Genomic DNA, 20,358 nt, shown 5'->3' with positions numbered 1-20,358 from the left:
GATCCCATCCCGAACTCGGAAGTGAAACGCAGCTGCGCCGATGGTAGTGTGGCCTAAGCCATGCGAGAGTAGGTCATCGCCAGGGTTTTTACCCGAAAACCCCGCTGCTCACGCAGCGGGGTTTTCTTTTTGTCTGCGATCCAGCGACTCAGCGATCCTCCTGGCGAGGACGAAAGTCGAGTACGCCGCCTTTCCCGGCGGTCGGCGCTTTCGAATCGGGCATTCTGGATGATGCGGGAACGCACGCCGGGCACCATTGCATCGCTCACGCCGCGCTTCGGCCGGCGCCTGCAGATCACGCGCGGCACGCGCAACGCGGGATATCGATATCGCGGTGGCGAAGGTGCAGCGCATGATTTCCTGCGGGTCCAGGAGGGCCGCACTGGTTCCCGGAGGACTGCACTGGTTCCAGGCGGGCTGTGCCGCGCGAGCGGGGTGCACCCCGTACATCGTGCGAAGTTTGATCCAGTGGACGTCACCGACAGGCATGCCCGACCAGGCATGGAGCTGGCTGTCGCGGCAGCGTGGACGCTGATCCTGGTGTGATGCTTACGCTGGTGCCCATGGTCCTTGTGCCCGTGTTCACCGCCCTGCGCGGGGAACGGATCCTGACGACAGGGCACCGGCGACACCACGCCCTGCAAGGTGTGTGTCCGGGGCGGCATGGTCTGGGCAGGATCAGTCAACGCATGGCGCGGAGTGGCCATGCGTTCGGAAGCGAACTCAGTTCGGGGTGCCAGACGCCACAGACGTGCAGCTGGCTGCGGCGACAGCGATGCTGTTCCCCGGCCAGTGATGGGTGTCAGCTTCGACCAATGCAGTTCCGGTATCGCTGCCGTAACGCTCTTTGGCCAGCGCGTCCGCTGCACCGGCCCGGAGGCCAACCCAACCATCGCGTGCCAGCCAGGCGGTCGAGCATGTCGCCGCCTGGCTGCAGGACGCGGCGCCGCAGCGGGGCGCTGGGCGTTGACGCAGATGAGGCTTACGCGGCTGCGCGGTAGGCCTGTTCCTGATGACGGAACACCGCCACCGCCTGGGTCAGGTCGGCGGCCTGGGCTTCGAGCAGGCGTGCGGCGGCACTGGCTTCTTCGACGAGGGCGGCATTCTGCTGGGTCGCATCGTCCATCTGTGCCACGGTCTGGTTGACCTGGTCGATGCCCGCCGCCTGCTCCTGCGAGGCCGAGGAGATCTCGGCCATGATGCCGCTGACGCTGGCCACGCTGCTGACGATCTCGCCCATGGTCTGCCCCGCGTCCTGGACCAGGCGCGCGCCTTCGGCGACCTGGACCACGGAGGCATCGATCAGTCCTTTGATCTCCTTGGCCGCGTCGGCGGATCGCTGGGCGAGGATGCGCACTTCGCTGGCGACCACCGCAAAGCCGCGGCCCTGCTCGCCGGCACGGGCCGCTTCGACGGCAGCGTTGAGTGCCAGGATGTTGGTCTGGAAGGCGATGCCGTCGATCACCCGGGTGATATCGCCGATCCGTTGCGACGCGGTCTGGATCGCATCCATGGTGGTCACCACCTGGCTGACCACCTGGCTGCCCCGCGTGGCGACATCATGCGCACCGTGCGCAAGCGCGCTGGCCTGGCGTGCGTGCTCGGCGTTCTGGCGCACGGTCGACGTCAGTTCCTCCATCGAGGCGGCGGTCTCTTCCAGATGCGCGGCCTGGCGCTCGGTGCGCTCGGACAGGTCATCGTTGCCGCTGGTGATTTCGTGGGCGGCCAGCGAGATGGAGCCGGTGCACTGTTTGATGCGCTCCACCATCGCGGTCAGCTGCTCGGCTGTGGCGTTGGCATCGCGCTGCATGGCCTGGAACGAGCCATGGAAGTCGCCGTGCATGCGCTGGTCCAGATCGCCATCGGCCAGGGCCGACAGCACGCGGCGGATCTCACCGACCGTACCGCCCACGCTGTCCAACAGCTGGTTGATCCCGCCGGTCAGGCTATTGAGGAAGCTGGCGCCCCCCTCGGTGGCCTGCAGCCGGCGATCAAGATCGCCCTTGCTGGCAGCCTCGACGATGTCCGCCACCGCGGTTTCCAGCAGCAGTTCGTGGGTGCGGTCATGCCACTCCACCGCGAAGCCCTGGCGCTGGCCCTGCGCATCGAACACCGGCGTCACCACCTGGGCGAAGTGCACCGGTCCGATCCGCACGCGACCGTGGTGGGTGACCATCAAGGTGTTGAGGATGCCGCGGATGCGATCCGGATCCACATGGAAGCGGTGGATGCTGCTGCCGACCAGGCGTTCGGCGTCGAAGTCGGGGAAGGCCTCGCGCAGGCTGGCCTGCTGGTTGCGCAGCAGGCTCACCACGGCCTGGTTGACGTAGCGGATCACGTGGTCGTTGTCGGCGATCATCATCGCCGTGCGCGAGACATCCAGTGCTTGTCTTACCTGGGCGTCGTGGGCATGCCCGATGCTGGCGCGGGCGTGGTCGCGCGCCGCTTCCGCAGCCACGGCGATCGATCGCTGCTGGGCCTGTCGCAGGGCGTGGGCCTGCCGCCGCGAACGCAGCGCCACCAGGCCCAGCAGCGCGGCTCCGACCGCGATGAAGGGCATGGCCCACGGCTGCCGCTGCCAGATCGCCGTGGTCACGGCCGCGGCAAGCAGCACGCCCGTCGCGAGCAGATACGCGGTGTCCACGGAGGCCCGGGGCGATCGCGCGCTTAGTTGGTCGGGGGGACGGGAGGTGGCAGCAGGAAGGGCGGACATGGCGGCTCCAGGATCAGTAGAAAGCAGAGAGCCCGCGGCGCGTACGCACGCAGGCGGATGCCGCATCCGTCACCGGCGAAGCGGTGGATGCGGCAGCGGGAAGAAACGGATGGGCGCGCGGGGAACGGGCAGCGGCGGACGCCGCGTCGGCGGTGGCGATCACCGCCGGCATGGCCCGGTCCTGTGGGCGATGGCACGGCCAATCCGGCATTGCGACGACGTTCCCTGGAAGCCTGGGTGATGCGCGGCTTCGCAACGGCGGAGCAAGCGACGACAGTGCGGCCGAGGAAAATCGGCCTGCATCATCGGTATCGGTCGCTGCCGGGATAAGTTGAGTGCGACCGTGTGTCGCACCGCGCCGGGACTACCCGGCCAGGAAGGCCCGGATCACCTCGGCCACCACCTGCGGATGCTCCATGTGCAGATGATGCGTGCCCGGGAACACCGCCAGGCGGCCGTCGCGCAGCAGCGAAATGCGCTCGCTGCGCAACGGCTCGGGGTAATAGGCCTGCGCCGGGGTGGCGTAGATCACCTGGGTCGGGCATTCGATCGCCGCGAGCAGGTCATCGATCTGCGCTTCGCTCAGGCGCATCGCGGTGGGCAGCATCAGGCGTTGATCGCTGCACCAGCTGTACCCGCCGTCGACCGGTTTGACGCCACGCTCCACCAGCAGCCGTGCGCACGGCTCGCTGAGCTGGTTGGTCATCATGCGCGCGCGGATCGGTGCGGAAAGGTCGGGGAACACACGCAGCCTGCGGGTGGGCAGCGCACGCGCGGCACGCACATGCTCGCGCAGGCGCTGCGCGGTTTCATTCTCGGGCCCACGCAGGCCGCCCAGCGCTTCGATCGCGACCAGGCGTTCCACGCGTTCCGGTGCGGCGGCCGCGGCAAGGCTGGCGATACCGGCCCCCATCGAATGGCCGAGCAGCACGAAGCGGTCCCAGCCCAGCGCATCGGCGACGTCGAGGACATGGCAGATCGCACCGGGCGTGTTGTATTGCGTGCCGGGCGGCAGATGCGCGCTGTGGCCGTGCCCGGGCAGGTCGATCGCGACCAGCTCCAGCCCGGGCAGCTGGGCCGCCAGCGGGACGAAGCTGGCGGCGTTGTCGAGCCAGCCGTGCAGGGCGAGCATACGCTGGCCACCCGTGCCCGGGGAGCGCAGGCCGGCCACCGTGGTGCCGGCAACCGGCAGCGAGAAGGACGTCAGGGTCATGCCAGCGCCGCGATGCTCAGCCGCGACAGCGCCAGTGCATGTGCCTGCGCGTCGTTGAGGCAGGGAATGTAGCGCATCGTCGCGCCGCGCTGGGCGACGGTCTCGGTGAAGCCCATCGCCACTTCTTCCAGGGTTTCCAGACAGTCGGTGGCGAAGCCGGGGCAGACCACGTCCATGCTGCGTACGCCGCGTTCGGCCATCGCCCACAGCGTGGGTTCGGCGTAGGGCTGCAGCCACTTCTCGCGGCCGAAGCGCGATTGGTAGGTCAGCTGCCAGGCATCGTCGCTCAGCTCCAGCGCCTGCGCGATCGCCCGCGCACTGGCTTCGCAGCGTTGCGGATAGGGATCGCCGGCGTCGGCCAGACGCTGTGGAATGCCGTGGAAGGAAAACACCAGCGTCTCGCCACGGCCATGCTGATCCCACCACTGGCGGATGCTGCCGGCGACGGCGGCGACCCAGTCCGGATCGACCGCGTAATCGCGCACGAGGGTCACGGTGACCCCGGGGTGCTTGGGCTGCCATTCGCGCACCTGGTCCTCTATCGAGGCGGTGGTGGTGGTCGAATACTGCGGATACAGCGGCAGCACCACGATCCGCTTCATGCCCTCGGCGGCCAGACGATCCAGCTCGGCCGGCAGCGCCGGGCTGCCATAGCGCATCGCGTGGCGCACCCGCAGATCGGGCATCAGGCCCTGCATGGCCTCGGCCAGGCGCCGGGTGTAGACCATCAGCGGGGAGCCGTCCGGCAGCCAGACCTGGGCGTACTTGGCGGCCGAGCGACCACTGCGCAGCGGCAGGATCAGCCCGTACAGCAAGGGTTTCCAGAACAGCGGCGGAATCGCAACCACGCGCGGATCGCTGAGGAACTCAGCCAGGTAGCGACGCACCGCCGGGGCGGTTGGCGTCTCGGGCGTGCCTAGATTGACCGCCAGCACGGCGGTGTCGGGTGCGTCGAGCATGCCGCCATTCTCGCAGGTCTACGCGATTGGCGGGATGGATTTGGATGATGAACGTGATCCAGCAGGCATATCGATAGCCCGGAATACTCATTGCCGATTCATCGCGGGCCTTCTAACGTCGAGAAGCGTATCGACCCCGGTCGTACCTGCCGCTATCTTGTATGAATCGACTTTCTGGAGCCCACCCATGCGCCGCCTCAGCCTTGTACTGCTGATCTCCGCCAGCCTGCTGTCGACCCAGGCGATGGCCGGGCCACAGGAGGACCAGCGCGCCCGCAATGCCGTGCGCGTCCTGAATGAAATCCAGGACATCCCCGAGCAGGGGATTCCGGACAAGCTGCTCGACGAGGGCCGCGCGGTCATCGTCATTCCCGACACGATCAAGGCCGGCCTGGTGATCGGTGGCCGTCGCGGCCACGGCCTGATGTCGGTCAAGACGCCGGACGGCAGCTGGTCCAACCCGGTGTTCGTCAAGCTCACTGGCGGCAGCATCGGCTTCCAGGCCGGCGTGCAGTCCTCCGACGTGGTGCTGGTGTTCCGCAATGACCGCAGCCTGGACAATCTCGTCAACGGCAAATTCACCCTGGGCGCCGATGCCGGCGTCGCCGCAGGCCCGGTCGGCCGCAACGCCGCCGCCGCCACCGATGGCCAGCTGAAGGCCGAAATCTGGTCCTGGTCGCGCGCCCGCGGCCTGTTTGCCGGTGTGGCCCTGGATGGCGCCGTGCTGCAGATCGACGATGCCGCCAACCTGGATGCCTACGGCAGCAACACCACGCCGCGCATGGTGTTCGAAGGCCGCGTCGGCGAGCCGCCGTCGGTGGACGTGGTCGCCTTCCGTGATCGCCTGGAAGAAGCCACCTACACCGCCCGCGAGAAGCGCGGCACCGCCGGCAGCGCCCCTGCACCGGCCCCGGCCCCGGCGCCGCGCGCCGCTGCCGTGCCGGTCCGACCTGAACAGGCGCCGGCCCCGGCCGCCGCCGGCGCGACCACCGCCCCGCTGCAGTCCGTGCCGGCGCAGCCGGCCCCGCAGCAGGGCTTCCAGCCGGTCGGCGACGGTGAAGTCCGTACCGAATCGCTGGACGGCAACTGACTTTTGTCACGCGCGCCGGCTTACCGCCGGTGCGCTATGCTCAACCGTCTGATCACTACGTAACGAGCGAGTCATGGGCAGTTTCAGCATCTGGCATTGGTTGGTCGTGCTGGTCATCGTTCTGCTGGTGTTCGGCACCAAGAAACTGACCAGCGGCGCCAAGGACCTTGGCAGCGCCGTCAAGGAATTCAAGAAGGGCATGCGCGACGAGGACAAGCCGAACGCGCAGCTCAGCGACAGTTCGCGTCCGCAGGACTCGACGACGACGTCGCAGACCGAGCACGACCGCGACCCGCGCTGATCCGGGCGGCTTGGCGTGTTCGATATCGGTTTCAGTGAACTGCTGGTCATCGCGGTGGTGGCCCTGGTCGTGCTCGGCCCCGAGCGGCTGCCCAAGGCCGCCCGCTTCGCCGGGCTGTGGGTGCGCCGTGCGCGCAACCAGTGGGATTCGGTGAAGCAGGAGCTCGAACGCGAGCTGCATGCCGAAGAGATCAAGCGGCAGTTCGACGATGTGAAGTCCTCGGTGCGTGATACCGAGTCGCAGTTGCGCGCCAGTGGCGAAGCGGTCCGCCGCGAAGCCGAGCAGATGCGCCAGGACGTGGCCCGGCAGGGCGATGACGTTGCCGCGGAGGCCGACGACGAACCGGTGATGACCGGTCCCGCACCGGGCTCCCCGGCCAGCGTGGCCCAGCACGTGGTGGCGACCGACGAGGCCGAACCGCCGCGCGATGCGATGTCGCCGCCCGGAATCGATGGCAGCGCGCCACGTGTGGAGCAGCCTGCGGCTCCACCGGCCCTGGCGGACACTGCGCCGCGCACGCCTGCGCCGCCGAGCGAGGAGACGCCGCGATGAGCGAGCATGAAAGCAGCGAGAGTTCGCTGGTCGAACACCTGATCGAACTGCGTGCGCGCCTGGTGCGTGCGTTGATCGGCCTGGGCGTGGTGCTGCTGGGCCTGATGCCGTTCTCGCGGCAGATCTACACGATGATCGCCGAACCGCTGATCTCGCAGCTGCCGAACGGGCAGACGATGATCGCGACAAATCCGGCCGGCGCCTTTTTCGCGCCGTTGAAGCTGACCTTCTTCGTGGCGGTGTTCATCGCCGTGCCGTGGCTGTTGTTCCAGCTGTGGTCGTTCGTGGCGCCGGGCCTGTATGCCCGTGAGAAACGCCTGGCGGTGCCCCTGCTGGCCTCGTCGGTGCTGCTGTTCTACCTGGGCTGCGCGTTTGCGTACTTCCTGGTGTTGCCGGCGGTGTTCCACTTCCTCACCACGTTCCGCCCGGAAGTGATTGCGATCACGCCGGACGCGACGGCGTACCTGGATTTCGTGCTGGCGATCTTCTTCGCCTTCGGTACCAGCTTCGAACTGCCGGTGGCGATGGTGATCCTGGTGCTGCTGGGCTGGATCACGCCGCAGCAGTTCAAGGAAGGGCGTGGCTACGCGATCGTCGGCATCTTCGTGCTGGCCGCGGTGCTGACGCCGCCGGACGTGGTCTCGCAGCTGATGCTGGCCATTCCGATGTGCCTGCTCTACGAGCTGGGCATCCATGCCGCGCGCTGGCTGGTACCGCGCGCGGGCGGGAAAGAACAGCCGGAGTGACGCACAAACAAAAACCCCGGCCAAGGCCGGGGTTTCGTTTTGATCAGGCCGCGAACACGTTGTTCGGGCCCGGCATCGGCGGCGGGGTCTGCGGCCCCTGCTGGCCGAACATCTGCTTCCATGCCGTGTAGATGGCACCGGCGAAGACCGGCATCACCACGCCCATCAGCAGCAGCTGCGCAACGAACAGGGCGATCATCGTGCCGCCGATCAGCTGCGCGATCAGGGCCACCAGCATCACGCCGAAGTAGATCGCGAACACGGCCACGAAGGCGAGCAGGAAGAACACCACCATCGCCAGCACGTTGTGCAGGCAGGCGCGCAGGCTCAGGCGCATCGCCTGCAGGCCGTTGCGATGTTCGAACATCACCTGCGGCGGCAGGGTGAACAATGCCAGCGCCATCGCCAGGAAGGTCACCACCACCAGCGCCAGCCACAGCAGGATGCGCATCGCCGGCAGGCTGGCCATCAACTCTTCAATCTGGGCCGGGTCCGGCTGCGCGCCGGCCTGGCTGATCGCGTTGAGCTGCACCATCACCTCGCTCAGGTGCTGCAGGCCGCTGCTGCCGATCAGCACCAGCAACAACACGCCCAGGAACAGGCCGGCCACCAGCTGCGGCAGCAGCGAGGCGAGCAGGTTCAACGCGCGGCCTTCCTGCAGGCCCTGCAGCAGGTGCGCTGGCTGCGCGACGCGACCCTGGTCGACTTCGCGCACGGCCCAGACCAGGCCGCCGAAGAACAGCGGGCCGGCCAGCGCCATCAACAGCTGCGCCAGCGTGCTCAGCGCCGGGCTGACCATCGCCAGCGACATCACCAGCAACGCGGCCACGGCCCAGATCACGCCGAGCAGGCCCAGCGCCAACGGCGCCTTGCGCAGCAGGGTGAAACCCGACACCAGCCATTCCGCGCCGGCGGAGGCCGGCAGCTTGCGAATCTCGCTCATAACATTCCGGGACAGGGGAGAAGGCGCGAACGCCCGAGTGCGGTCGATTATCCCTGTTTTCCCGACGCGTGACCTGAAGGCCGGCATGCGCGGCGCGGACGCTGCGTTGCGCCCGGAGGCGGTACCGGCGCGGGCGTCAGGCGTTGCGCGCCTGGCGGACGAAACGGCGCAGCAGCTGGCGGGCCAGCGGCGCGGCGCTGACCTCGCGGGCGACGCTGCGAGCACAGCCGCCGTGCTGGCGGATGCACTCGGCGCGGGCGCGGACATAGCCGCGCATGTGGTGGGTGGCGAACTCGGGATGGAACTGGACGCCCCAGGCATGTGCGCCCCAGCGGAACGCGTGGCAGTTGTCCTGTGCCGAGCGCGCCAGGATCGCCGCGCCCTCGGGGGCGCGCAGCACCGTCTGCAGGTGGGTGGCATGCGCCGGGAATCGCGCCGGCAGGCCGCCGAACAGCGGATCGTCGACGGCCGACGGGTCGAGCGCCAGTTCGATCGTGCCGGACTCGCGTCCGGCCGGGTTGTAGGCGACTTCGCCGCCCAGCGCGTGGGCCAGGAGCTGGTGGCCGTAGCAGATGCCGAACACCGGGCGGTCGTCGTGGGCGGCATCGCGCAGCCACTGCGCGCTGCGCTCGCTCCATTCAGCGCGGTCGGTGACGTAGGCGGCCGAGCCGCTGACGATCACCCCGGCGAAATCGCGGTGGCTGGGCAGGGTACCGCCGTGCTCCACATCGACCACTACCGTCTCATCGGCATCCAGCCCGGCCGCGACCCGGATCCAGTGCGAAAACCGCCCGTAGCGGCGCAGCGAGGCGACGGGTTGGCCGGTTTCAAGAATCAGGAACGGGGCGGAATTCATCCGGGGGAGGCAGGACCGAGAGGACTTCCTCGATTGTAGTCAGCCCTGCCGCTACCTTTTCAAGCCCCGCGCGGCGCAGGGTTCGTACCCCTTCAGCACGTGCGGCACGGTTGAAGGCGGCCAGATCCATGTCCGCGCGGATGTGCCGGCGCAGGCTGGAACCCAATGGCAGCAACTCATACAGGCCGACGCGGCCAAGGAAACCGGTGCGCCGGCAGTCGATGCAGCCGACCGGTGCATATGGCGTGGGCGCCTCAGGTAATGCCGCATCGGCATCAGTCAGCACCGCCCATTGCTCGGCCGAGAGCACCGTGGGCACCTTGCAGGTGGTGCACAGGGTGCGCACCAGGCGCTGGGCCAGCACCCCGTTGAGGGTGGAGGCGAGCAGGTAATGCGGCACGCCCAGATCGAGCAGGCGGGTGATCGCCGAGGGCGCATCGTTGGTATGCAGGGTGGACAGCACCAGGTGGCCGGTCAGCGAGGCCTGGACCGCCATCTGCGCGGTCTCCAGGTCGCGGATCTCGCCGATCATGATGATGTCCGGGTCCTGCCGCAGCAGGGTGCGCACGCCGCTGGCGAAATCCAGGTCGATGTTGGTCTGCACCTGCATCTGGTTGAATTCCGGCGCGATCATTTCGATCGGGTCTTCCACGGTGCAGACATTCACGTCCGGCGTGGCCAGCCGCTTGAGCGTGGAATACAGGGTCGTGGTCTTGCCCGATCCGGTCGGGCCGGTGACCAGCACGATGCCGTGCGGGCGCTCGACCAGGGCGGTCCAACCGGCTGCCTCCTGCGGGCTGAAACCCAGCTGGTCGATGCTCTTGAACGCCGCATCCGGGTCGAAGATGCGCATCACGCACTTCTCGCCGAACGCGGTGGGCATGGTCGACAGGCGCATTTCCACTTCGCGCCCGCCCGGTGAACGGGTCTTGATGCGGCCATCCTGCGGGCGCCGGCGCTCGGCCAGATCCATCCGGCCCAGCACCTTGATCCGGCTGACCACGGCGGTCATCACTGCCGGCGGCACCTCGAACACCTTGTGCAGCACCCCGTCGATGCGGAAGCGCATGCGCCCCATGTCGCGGCGCGGTTCAAGGTGGATGTCCGAGGCGCGCTGCTCGTAGGCGTACTGCAGCAGCCAGTCCACGATGTGCACGATGTGCTGGTCGTCGGCATTGACGTCGCCGGCGCGGCCCAGCTCGACCAGCTGCTCGAAGCTGGGCAGGGTGCTGCTGGTTTCGCTGCGCACATCACCGCGGGCGCCGCGCACCGAACGGGTCACCCCGTAGAACTCCATGGTGTAGCGGTGCAGGTCGAGCGGGTTGACCATCGCCAGCTCGATCCGGCGGCGGCTCAGGTGCTGCAGGTCGCGCAGCCATTCCTGGGCCAGCGGCTCGCTGGTGGCGACCAGCACGCGCTCGCTGTCCACGGCCAGCGGCAGGAAACGGTGGCGGCGCGCGTAGGCGTGGGAGACCAGGGCGGTGACCGCCGAGACGTCGACCCGGGTCGGGTCCACCCGCAGGTAGCGCACGCCCGCGCGCTGGGCCAGCCACTCGCTGAGGCGCTCCAGGCCGAGTTCGCCGCCGGCGCTGGCGCCCAGCTTCAGGTTGGCCAGCAGCACCAGCGGATGGACCTCACTGGCGTTGCGCGCGCCCTGGGCGGAGAAACGGATGCGCTCCAGGTCCGCGGCGGCGACCAGGCCATCGGCGACCAGCGCCGCGGCGACCTGGTCGAAATCGAGGCGGCCGTGTGGCAGGGGCAGGACCCCCTCAGGGACGCTGGCAAAAGCCGCTGGCAGGCGTGGTTCCATCCTCCATTTCCCCAGGCACGGAAGGCCCGTGCGGTCGGTCGCTATACTAGCGCACCCCTTCTGCAGGCAAGAATCCGCCGCATGTCCGCCACTCCGAACGTTCCGATCACTTTCCAGGGCCTGATCCAGACCCTCAACCAGTATTGGGCGCAGCAGGGCTGCGTGCTGATCCAGCCGCTGGACCTGGAGGTCGGTGCCGGCACCTTCCACCCGGCCACGTTCCTGCGCTCGATCGGTCCGGAAAGCTGGAATGCCGCGTATGTGCAGCCCTCGCGCCGCCCGACCGACGGCCGTTATGGCGAGAATCCCAACCGCCTGCAGCGCTATTACCAGTACCAGGTGGCGATGAAGCCCAGCCCGGACAACATCCAGCAGCTGTACCTGGATTCGCTCAAGGCGCTGGGTATCGACCCGCTGGTGCACGACCTGCGCTTCGTCGAGGACAACTGGGAATCGCCGACCCTGGGCGCCTGGGGCCTGGGCTGGGAAGTCTGGCTCAACGGCATGGAAGTCACCCAGTTCACCTACTTCCAGCAGGCCGGCGGCCTGGAGTGCAAGCCGGTGCTCGGCGAGATCACCTACGGTCTGGAGCGCCTGTGCATGTACCTGCAGAACTGCGACAACGTCTATGACCTGATCTGGACCTACGGTCCGGACGGCACCCCGGTCACCTATGGCGATGTGTACCTGCAGAACGAGATCGAGCAGAGCACCTACAACTTCGAATACGCCGACGTGGACGAGATGTTCCATCGCTTCGATGCCTGCGAAAAAGAAGCACAGAAGCTGGTCGATGTCGGCCTGCCGCTGCCGGCGTATGAGCAGGTCTGCAAGGCCAGCCATGCGTTCAACCTGCTGGATGCGCGCCGCGCGATCAGCGTGACCGAGCGCCAGCGCTACATCCTGCGCGTGCGCGCGCTGGCCCAGGCCGTGGCCCGGCTGTACGAGGCCAAGCGCCTCGAAGCCGTCGCCGCCAAGGAGGTGCAGGCATGAGCACGATGCAGCCGCTGCTGATCGAACTGGGTACCGAAGAACTGCCGGTCAAGGCGCTGCCGGGCCTGGCCCAGGCCTTCTTCGATGGCATCGTCGACGGCCTGGGCAAGCGTGGCGTGGCCATCGAACGTGGCGATGCCAAGCCGCTCTCGACCCCGCGCCGCCTGGCCGTGCTGCTGCCCGGCGTGGCCGTTGAGCAGCCGGAACAGCATTCCGAAGTGCTCGGCCCGTACCTGAACATCGCGCTGGATGCCGAGGGTCAGCCGACCAAGGCGCTGCAGGGCTTCGCCGCCAAGGCCGGGATCGACTGGACCGCGCTGGAGCGCACCACCGATGCCAAGGGCGAGCGCTTCGTGCACCGCTCCACTACGCCGGGCGCGCGCACCGCGACCCTGCTGCCGGAGATCCTGCGCGAGGCGATCGCCGCGATGCCGATCCCCAAGCCGATGCGCTGGGGCAGCCACACCTACGGCTTCGCCCGCCCGGTGCATTGGCTGGTGCTGCTGCACGGCCCGGACATCATCGAGGCCGAGGTGCTGGGCCTGAAGGCCGACCGCATGAGCCGCGGCCATCGCTTCATGCATGACAAGACCGTGTGGCTGAGCGCGCCGGAGGACTACGTCGCCTCGCTGCAGGCCGCCTACGTGCTGGTCGATGCCGACGCGCGCCGCGCTAGCATCGTCGAGCAGGTCAACGCGGCGGCCGCGCAGGCCGGCGGCCAGGCGCGCATCACCCCGGACAACCTGGAGCAGGTGGTCAACCTGGTCGAGTGGCCGGCGCCGGTGCTGTGCAGTTTCGAGCGCGAGTTCCTGGCGGTCCCGCAGGAAGCGCTGATCGAGACGATGGAGATCAACCAGAAGTTCTTCCCGGTGCTCGATGCCGGCGGCAAGCTGACCGAGAAGTTCATCGGCATCGCCAACATCGAGTCCAAGGACGTCGCCGAAGTGGCCAAGGGCTACGAGCGCGTGATCCGTCCGCGGTTCTCGGATGCCAAGTTCTTCTTCGACGAAGATCTGAAGCAGGGCCTGGAATCCATGGGCGACGGCCTGAAGACCGTCACCTACCAGGCCAAGCTGGGCTCGGTGGCCGACAAAGTGACCCGCGTGGCCGCACTGGCCGAGGCCATCGCGCCGCAGGTGGGCGTGGACCCGGTGCTGGCCCGGCGCGCCGCGGTGCTGGCCAAGAACGACCTGCAGTCGCGCATGGTCAACGAGTTCCCGGAACTGCAGGGCATCGCCGGCCGGCACTACGCCGTGGTCGGCGGCGAGTCGCCGGACGTGGCGTTGGCCATCGACGAGGCGTACCAGCCGCGCTTCGGTGGCGATGACATCGCACTGTCGCCGCTGGGCAAGGTGCTGGCGATCGCCGAGCGCCTGGACACGCTGGCCGGTGGCTTTGCCGCAGGCCTGAAGCCGACCGGCAACAAGGATCCGTTCGCGCTGCGCCGCAATGCGCTGGGGTTGGCCCGCACCATCATCGAGTCCGGCTTTGAGCTCAAACTGCTGGGTGGAAGGAGCTGGACTAGAGTTCTAAATGAGCCCGAAGCAAGTGACGGGGTGCTAGAGATTGCACTGTGTAAGGCTTTCTCAGCCATGGCGGATGTCGAGATGAATCGGGTGGCCAATACCGCGGCTGTCGCCCAACAGTCTGGTGTGAGAGTCGACGCCAACCAGGGCTCAAGTGTTCCAGTCACTCAGAATTGGGCACAGGACCTGTTCGACTTCATCATCGACCGCCTGCGCGGCTACTACGCCGACAAGGGCGTGCCGGCCACGCACTTCAACGCGGTCGCCGAGTTGAAGCCGGCCTCGCTGTACGATTTCGATCGCCGCATCGATGCCATCGGCACCTTCGCAGCGCTGCCGGAAGCCGAGGCGCTGGCCGCGGCCAACAAGCGCATCCGCAACATCCTGCGCAAGGCCGAGGGCGACATCCCGGGCATGATCGACCCGGCGCTGCTGGCCGAACCGGCCGAGAGCGAACTGGCCGAAGCGGTGGAAGCGGCGATCGATGACAGCAACGCCAGCCTGCACCAGAAGGACTACGTGAGCGTGTTGAACCGGTTGGCGCGCCTGCGCCCGCAGGTGGACGCGTTCTTCGATGCGGTGATGGTCAATGCCGAGGATCCCGCGCTGCGGGCCAATCGCCTGGCCCTGCTCAAGCGCCTGGGCGACCGCCTGGGCAGCGTGGCGGCGATCGAACACCTGTCCAACTGACGCTGCGGGGCAGGACGCCCCCAGGCTCACCAGAAGGCGCGACGGCTTCGGCGGTTCGCGCCTTCTGCGTTTCCAGGGGGTGGCCGGCGCACTGCGCACCGTTCGCGCCGGGAACGTCATGCGCCGTCGCGGACGGTTCTGTCCGACACCGTGCCGGCATCGCTCAGGGCCGATGCGTCAGCAGCGACTTTCTCGCGGAATTTAACGGCGTCTTCACCGTCGTTCTGAAACTGCCACGCCGATTTCGCATGCCCGCGATGGCCCGTTATGCTGTCGCCATGCAGCCAACGAAATTCGCCCTTCCCCTGATGTTCCTGTCCCTTGCCACCGCCTCGGTGGCACATGCGCGGGGGACCATCGAAAAAGTGGACATCAAAGGACTGGACAAGGGCGACGACGCCGAGATGATCGAGAACATCGAGGTCTCGCTGTCCCTGTACGACACCATCGGCAAGGTCCAGGGCGAGTCGCGCCTGGAGTACCTGTTGTCCCAGGCCGAGCGCCAGACCCGCGAGGCGCTGGAGCCGTTCGGGTACTACAACCCGACCATCACCGTGGACAGCCCCCGCGAAGGTGAAAACCTGCGCGTGGTGATCCAGGTCGACAAGGGGCCGCCGACCCTGGTCCGCCGCGAACACATCGACATCACCGGCCCGGCCCAGCTGGACCAGTACCTCCAGGAAGACCTGGAGAACTTCAAGCCGCGCAAGGGCCAGCGTTTCGAGCACACCGAATACGAAGCCAGCAAGATCCGGGTGACCCGTCGCCTGGCCGAACGCGGTTACTTCGATGCCGACTTCACCCAGCGCCAGGTCCAGATCACCCGCGCCGAGAACGCGGCCGACGTCGATCTCACCTGGGACAGCGGGCGCCGCTACAACATGGGCGAGATCCGCTTCCACCAGGATTACTTCGTCGACAAACTGTTCGACCCGCTGGTGTACTGGGACGAAGGCAGTTACTTCCACGAAGGCAAGCTGGACCGCCTGCGCGAGTCGCTGACCAAGCTCGATTACTTCAGCGTGATCGACATCCAGCCGCGCCCGGACCAGGCCGACGAGAACGGCGACGTGCCGGTGGACGTCAGCCTGACCCGGGCCAAGCGCACGATCTACACCGCCGGCCTGAGCTACGGCAGCGAGAGTGGCGCCGGTGTGCGTGGGGGCCTGGAGCGGCGGTTCCTCAACAGCCGCGGCCACAAGATGAACACCCAGCTCGACTACGCGCAGAAGCGCAAGAGCCTGGTCACCAGCTACCGGATACCGGGTTTCGCGTGGCTCGATGGCTGGTATGCGTTCACCGCCAGCGCCTATGACGAGCAGACCGATTACATCGACCTGCGCAACTTCAAGCTGTCGGCCAGCCGCAGTGGCGAGATCAACGAGTACTGGACCGCCATCGCCTCGATCAACGCCCTGCGCGAGCGCTGGCGGTATGCCTCGGGCACCGAATTCACCGACGCCGTCTACAACACCTCCACCCTGGTCTACCCGCAGCTGGTCGCCGACTACGTCAACGTCGACGATGAGATGTTCCCGCGCCGCGGCCTCAGCGGCAGCGCGACCCTGCGCGGCGGCATCGAGGGCGCCGGCTCGGACACCAGCTTCGTACAGGCCAACATGGTGCTGCGCTGGTATGTGCCGATCGGCGACACCGACCGCCTGATCCTGCGCGGTGAGGGTGGCACGACCTGGACCAGCGATCTGGTGGCGATGCCGCCGAGCCTGCGCTTCTTCGCCGGTGGCGACCGCAGCATCCGCGGTTACGCCTTCCGCGAAGTCGGCCCACGCACCGCACCGCCGGACAAATTCGCGCTCGGCGCGAAGAACCTGGTGGTCGGCTCGGCCGAGTATGAGCATTACTTCAAGGGCGGGCCGTGGGGCGCGGCCGTGTTCGTCGATACCGGCAGCGCATTCGACAACACCATCGACCTGCACACCGGCGTGGGCTTCGGCGTGCGCTGGAAATCGCCGGTGGGCCCGGTGCGCGTGGATGTCGCGCACGGCCTGAACAACCCGGACTCGCAGTTCCAGCTGTACCTGAACATCGGAGCGGACCTGTGAGCACGCCGACGCCTTCCGCACCCGCCACCCCGCCGCCGCCGCGCGTGCGTTTCTACCGCAAGCGCCGCTTCTGGGCGTGGTCCGGCTTCACCGTGCTCGGCCTGGTGCTGCTCGCGCTGCTGCTGGTGTACTGGCTGCTGCAGACCGTGGCCGGCCGCGATGTGCTGCTGGCCCAGGTGGTCGCACGCTTGCCGGTCGGGGCGTCGCTGACCTGGAGCAAGGTGGATGGCCCGGTCGCCGGGCCGCTGGTGCTGCACGATCTGGACTTCCGTTACGACGACATCCATTTCACCGCCGAGCGCGCCTATCTGGATCCGGACATCCGGCCGCTGCTGGGTCGCAAGCTGCAGCTCGATGCCTTGCAGATCAAGAACGCGACGTTGAACCTGGCCAAGAGCGATGAGCCGTTCGAGCTGCCCTCGTGGCCGGACTCGCTGCCGCAGATCGAAATGCCGCTGGCGATCCAGGCCGACACCATCATCATCGATGGCTTCCGCATCACCCAGGCACAGCAGCCGCTGATCGACATCGCCAAGGTGCGCGGTGGCGTGGAGATCGCCAATGGCGAATTCCGCGCGACCCAGCTCAAGGTCGACAGCGACATGGGCGATTTCCGCGTGGACGGCCGTTATCTGCCGCGCAGCGATTACGACACCGACATCACCATCGGCGCGCTGATGCCGGCCCCGCGTGGGCGCACCCCGGCGCGACTCGGCCTGGTCGCACGCGGCGATCTGGGCCATATGGAAGTGGCGATCGCCGGCAACGCGCCGGCGCCGCTGCAGGCCAGCCTGGTCTTCGATGGACGCACCGATCCGGTGTGGAAACTCACCGCGCGCAGCAGGGAGCTGGACCTGGCGCTGCTGGTACCGGGCATGGATGCGAGCACCAGCACGCCGATGGCGCTGGACGTGCAGGCCGACGGCAAGGGCGGCCAGGCCAATCTGCAGGGCAGCTTCAAACAGGGCGACATCGCGGTGGAACTGGCGCCCTCCAAGGTCGGCCTCGCCGACCAGGTGCTGACCGTCTCGCCGCTGCAGGTGAAGGGCTTCGGTGGGCAGGCGCGGCTGGAAGGCGTCGCCGATTTCACCGACAAGGAAAACGCCAGCCTGCGCTTCTCCATCGTCGCCAACGACCTGACCTTCGTGCCCACCGCCGATACCACCACCCCGGGCGCCGCGGCGCCGGTGCCGGTGACGCTGAAAGAAGCGCGCATGGGCCTGGCCGGTACGTTGAAGGCGTGGGCGGCGGTTGGCCGTGCCTCGGTCGAACGCGAGAAACAGGTCGCCGACCTGACGTTCGACGTGCGCGGTAACGATCAGGCGGCGATCATCAAACAGCTGCAGGCGAGCACACCGGGCGGTTCGCTCGATGTCACCGGTCAGGTGGCCTGGGCACCGCAGCTGGACTGGGACGTGGCGGCCAAGCTGGCTGGTTTCGATCCGGGCTACTTCGCCCCGGGCTGGGACGGCAAGCTGTCCGGTTCGTTTGCATCGAAGGGCCGCCAGTTGCCGCCGCCGGCGGGCAGTCCGGTCGGCACCGCCGGCAGCTATGAAGCCACGGTCGATGTGCCGGGCATCAAGGGCACGCTGCGCAAACGCGCGCTGGATGCGCAAGGCAGGTTCGCGCTGCGCGGCGAGCAGGGCGAAGGCAATCTCAAGCTCGCGGTGGGCAGCAGCCGACTGACCGCCAAGGGCTCGGTCGGCGACCGCCTGGATATCGATGCGCAGCTGGATCCGGTGCAGTTGGCCGACCTGCTGCCCAACAGCAGCGGCAGCCTGCGCGGCCACGTGCTGATCAAGGGCGCGCGCACCGCGCCGGACATCACCGCCGATCTGGTCGGCAGCGGCCTGCGCTGGGACGACTGGGGCGCCGAGGCGATGAGCATCAAGGGGCGCCTGCCGTGGCAGGGCGACAGCGGCACGCTGGCGGTGCAGGGCAGCAAGGTGCAGGTCGGCATGCTGCTGGACACGCTCAACGTGGACGCCCGCGGCAGTCTCTCCAATCTGCGCCTGGATGCACAGACCAGAAACGAACTGGGTGCCATCGCGCTGCAGGGCGGCGTGCGCCAGCAGGGCCAGGCCTGGCGCGGTGACCTCACTGCGCTGCGCATCGCACCGATGAAGGGCGATGCCTGGAGCCTGCGCGCGCCGGCTGCCTTCAGCGTTCAGGGCAGCAACTTCACCCTGAGCGATGCCTGTCTCGGGTCGGCCACCGGTGGCGCACTGTGCGCCAGCGCGAACTGGCCGCGCGAAGGCCTGCTGGTGCGTGGCGATGCGCTGCCGCTGGCGCTGGTGCAGCCGTGGCTGCCCCCGCAGTCCGGGCGCCGCATCTTCCTGCGCGGTGAAGTGAATCTGGATGGGCGCATCCGCCCCCGCGGCAACGCATGGGAAGGCAGTGCGTCGGTCACCTCGCGCGAAGGCGGGGTGCGCCTGGGCGACAACGCGCGTGGCGAGCTGGTGCGCTACGACCAGTTCTCGGTGAACCTGGAGATGACCCCGCAGCAGATCAACGCCAAGCTCGGTGTCGGTTTCCAGGGCGACGGCTTCGTCGATGCCAAGGTGCAGACCGGCTGGGATGCCAACGCACCCCTCAACGGCGAGCTGTACATGAACATCGCGCGCTTGTACTGGCTGGAGCTGTTCTCGCCGGACATCGTGCGGCCGACCGGGCTGATCGAAGGCCATGTGAGCCTGCGCGGCACGCGCGGCACGCCGTCGCTGGGCGGCGAAGCCACGCTGAGCAAGTTCAACGGTGAATTCCCCGCGCTGGGCCTCACCTTCGCCGAAGGCAAGGGCAGCTTCACCGCGCAGCCGGATGGCTCGGCCAAGATCACCGCGCAGGCCAACTCCGGCAAGGGCACGTTGTATGTCGATGGCGGGCTGTCCTGGTTCGGCGATGCACAGCCGCTGCAGCTGCATATCCACGGCGAAAACGTGTTGCTGGCCAATACCAGCGAACTGCGCGTGATCGCCAATCCGAACCTGGACTTCACCCTGGCCGGCAGCGCGATGCAGCTGCGCGGCACCGTGCATGTGCCCGAAGCAGACCTGGACCTGGAACGCCTGGATCGTGGCACCTCGGTGTCTGAAGACGTGGTGGTGCTCGATCCGGTCGATCCGGAAGAGGGCCCCAGCTCGCCGCTGGACATGGACCTGACCGTGAGCCTGGGCGACAAGGTCAAGATGGCCGGGTTCGGCCTGAAGGGTGCGCTGACCGGCAAGATGCAGGTATGGGCGCGGCCCGGGCGCGAGATGACCGCCAACGGCGGGCTGGAAGTCAGTGGCCGCTACAAGGCCTACGGACAGGACCTGACCATCACCCGCGGCAACTTGAACTGGAACTACAACGCGGTCTCCGATCCGCGCATCAACATCCGGGCCCAGCGCGCCGTCGGCGATGTCACCGCCGGCATCGACGTGACCGGGCGGGCGCAGTCGCCGCGCGTGGATGTGTGGTCGGAACCGGCGATGTCGCAGTCCGAAGCACTGGCCTACCTGGTGCTGGGCCGCAGCCTCACCGGTGCCAGCAGCGACCAGGCCCAGCAGGTCAACGCGGCTTCGGCGGCGCTGTCGGCCGGCAGCGGCCTGCTCGCCTCGCAGCTGGGGGCCAAGCTCGGCCTGGACGACGCCGGCGTGAGCCAGTCGCGCGCGCTGGGCGGCTCGGTGATCGGCTTCGGCAAGTACATCTCGCCCAAGCTCTACATCGGCTACGGCGTCTCGCTGGTCGGCAGTGGCTCGGTGCTGACGCTGAAGTACCTGCTGCGCCGCGGCTTCGATGTGGAGCTGGAATCGAGCACGGTGGAGAACCGTGGGTCGCTGAACTGGCGAAAAGAAAAGTAGGTCACGAGCGTTGGTCGTGATGCGGGTGCTTGCCCAACCATCGGCCGTTGCCCCTGCCGGG

15 protein-coding genes and 1 rRNA gene are annotated in these 20,358 nt (G+C 67.9%); 10 read left to right on the top strand and 6 right to left on the bottom strand.

From position 1 onward, the window contains the following. Positions 1–85: ribosomal RNA gene (gene rrf / locus ABE434_RS13645) — 5S ribosomal RNA — on the top strand; the annotation flags it as partial. A gap of 44 nt (positions 86–129) precedes the next feature. Next, positions 130–546: a hypothetical protein gene (locus ABE434_RS13640; protein ID WP_346479214.1), complete on the top strand. Its 417-nt coding sequence runs from the start codon at positions 130–132 to the stop codon at positions 544–546. Positions 547–982: 436 nt separating this feature from the next. Here ABE434_RS13640 and ABE434_RS13635 read toward each other — a convergent pair whose 3' ends face one another. The 3 genes from ABE434_RS13635 to hemH form a co-directional block, all read right to left on the bottom strand. Continuing rightward, on the bottom strand, positions 983–2,713 hold the full coding sequence (locus ABE434_RS13635) for a methyl-accepting chemotaxis protein (RefSeq protein WP_346479213.1): 1,731 nt from the start codon (positions 2,711–2,713) through the stop codon (positions 983–985). A gap of 364 nt (positions 2,714–3,077) precedes the next feature. Next, positions 3,078–3,926, bottom strand: coding sequence for an alpha/beta hydrolase (locus tag ABE434_RS13630; RefSeq protein WP_346479212.1), 849 nt, complete (start codon positions 3,924–3,926; stop codon positions 3,078–3,080). Then, positions 3,923–4,885, bottom strand: coding sequence for a ferrochelatase (gene hemH / locus ABE434_RS13625; protein ID WP_346479211.1), 963 nt, complete (start codon positions 4,883–4,885; stop codon positions 3,923–3,925). The genes ABE434_RS13630 and hemH overlap by 4 nt, the downstream gene beginning before the upstream one ends. Positions 4,886–5,072: 187 nt before the next feature. On the opposite strand from hemH, the gene ABE434_RS13620 reads away from it, so the two are divergent. From ABE434_RS13620 to tatC, 4 genes are all read left to right on the top strand, one after another. Next, on the top strand, positions 5,073–5,975 hold the full coding sequence (locus tag ABE434_RS13620) for a YSC84-related protein (protein ID WP_346479210.1): 903 nt from the start codon (positions 5,073–5,075) through the stop codon (positions 5,973–5,975). Between the two features lie 73 nt (positions 5,976–6,048). After that, positions 6,049–6,276, top strand: coding sequence for a Sec-independent protein translocase subunit TatA (gene tatA / locus ABE434_RS13615; RefSeq protein WP_019185586.1), 228 nt, complete (start codon positions 6,049–6,051; stop codon positions 6,274–6,276). Between the two features lie 15 nt (positions 6,277–6,291). Further along, positions 6,292–6,828 carry a Sec-independent protein translocase protein TatB gene (gene tatB / locus ABE434_RS13610; RefSeq protein ID WP_176987772.1) on the top strand — a complete coding sequence of 179 codons (537 nt, stop codon included), beginning with the start codon at positions 6,292–6,294 and terminating at the stop codon, positions 6,826–6,828. After that, complete coding sequence (tatC, locus tag ABE434_RS13605) at positions 6,825–7,574, top strand: twin-arginine translocase subunit TatC (protein WP_176987773.1); 750 nt, start codon at positions 6,825–6,827, stop codon at positions 7,572–7,574. Before tatB ends, tatC begins: the two co-directional genes overlap by 4 nt. A gap of 43 nt (positions 7,575–7,617) precedes the next feature. Here tatC and ABE434_RS13600 read toward each other — a convergent pair whose 3' ends face one another. The 3 genes from ABE434_RS13600 to ABE434_RS13590 all read right to left on the bottom strand — a co-directional run bounded on the left by ABE434_RS13600 (position 7,618) and on the right by ABE434_RS13590 (position 11,183). Next, the gene (locus ABE434_RS13600) at positions 7,618–8,517 is read right to left on the bottom strand and encodes a BPSS1780 family membrane protein (protein ID WP_346479209.1); all 900 of its coding nucleotides are present in this window, start codon (positions 8,515–8,517) and stop codon (positions 7,618–7,620) included. A gap of 136 nt (positions 8,518–8,653) precedes the next feature. Next, on the bottom strand, positions 8,654–9,373 hold the full coding sequence (locus ABE434_RS13595; protein WP_179459670.1) for a glutamine amidotransferase: 720 nt from the start codon (positions 9,371–9,373) through the stop codon (positions 8,654–8,656). Then, positions 9,345–11,183 carry an ATPase, T2SS/T4P/T4SS family gene (locus ABE434_RS13590; RefSeq protein WP_346479208.1) on the bottom strand — a complete coding sequence of 613 codons (1,839 nt, stop codon included), beginning with the start codon at positions 11,181–11,183 and terminating at the stop codon, positions 9,345–9,347. The genes ABE434_RS13595 and ABE434_RS13590 overlap by 29 nt, the downstream gene beginning before the upstream one ends. An 81-nt stretch (positions 11,184–11,264) precedes the next feature. On the opposite strand from ABE434_RS13590, the gene glyQ reads away from it, so the two are divergent. The 4 genes from glyQ (at position 11,265) to ABE434_RS13570 (ending at position 20,297) form a co-directional block, all read left to right on the top strand. After that, positions 11,265–12,176: a glycine--tRNA ligase subunit alpha gene (glyQ, locus tag ABE434_RS13585; protein ID WP_176987777.1), complete on the top strand. Its 912-nt coding sequence runs from the start codon at positions 11,265–11,267 to the stop codon at positions 12,174–12,176. Then, a complete protein-coding gene (gene glyS, locus ABE434_RS13580; RefSeq protein ID WP_346479207.1) occupies positions 12,173–14,392 on the top strand; it encodes a glycine--tRNA ligase subunit beta in 2,220 nt (739 codons plus the stop codon). Before glyQ ends, glyS begins: the two co-directional genes overlap by 4 nt. 278 nt (positions 14,393–14,670) lie before the next feature. Next, complete coding sequence (locus ABE434_RS13575; protein WP_176988451.1) at positions 14,671–16,455, top strand: autotransporter assembly complex family protein; 1,785 nt, start codon at positions 14,671–14,673, stop codon at positions 16,453–16,455. After that, on the top strand, positions 16,452–20,297 hold the full coding sequence (locus ABE434_RS13570; protein WP_346479206.1) for a translocation/assembly module TamB domain-containing protein: 3,846 nt from the start codon (positions 16,452–16,454) through the stop codon (positions 20,295–20,297). The genes ABE434_RS13575 and ABE434_RS13570 overlap by 4 nt, the downstream gene beginning before the upstream one ends. Positions 20,298–20,358: the final 61 nt, after the last annotated feature.

Source organism: Stenotrophomonas sp. TWI1183, from assembly GCF_039673115.1.
GTDB classification, from domain to species: Bacteria; Pseudomonadota; Gammaproteobacteria; order Xanthomonadales; family Xanthomonadaceae; genus Stenotrophomonas; species Stenotrophomonas maltophilia_AA.
The sequence above is the reverse complement of the archived record's forward strand: the minus strand, read 5'-3'. Positions and strand labels throughout refer to the sequence as shown.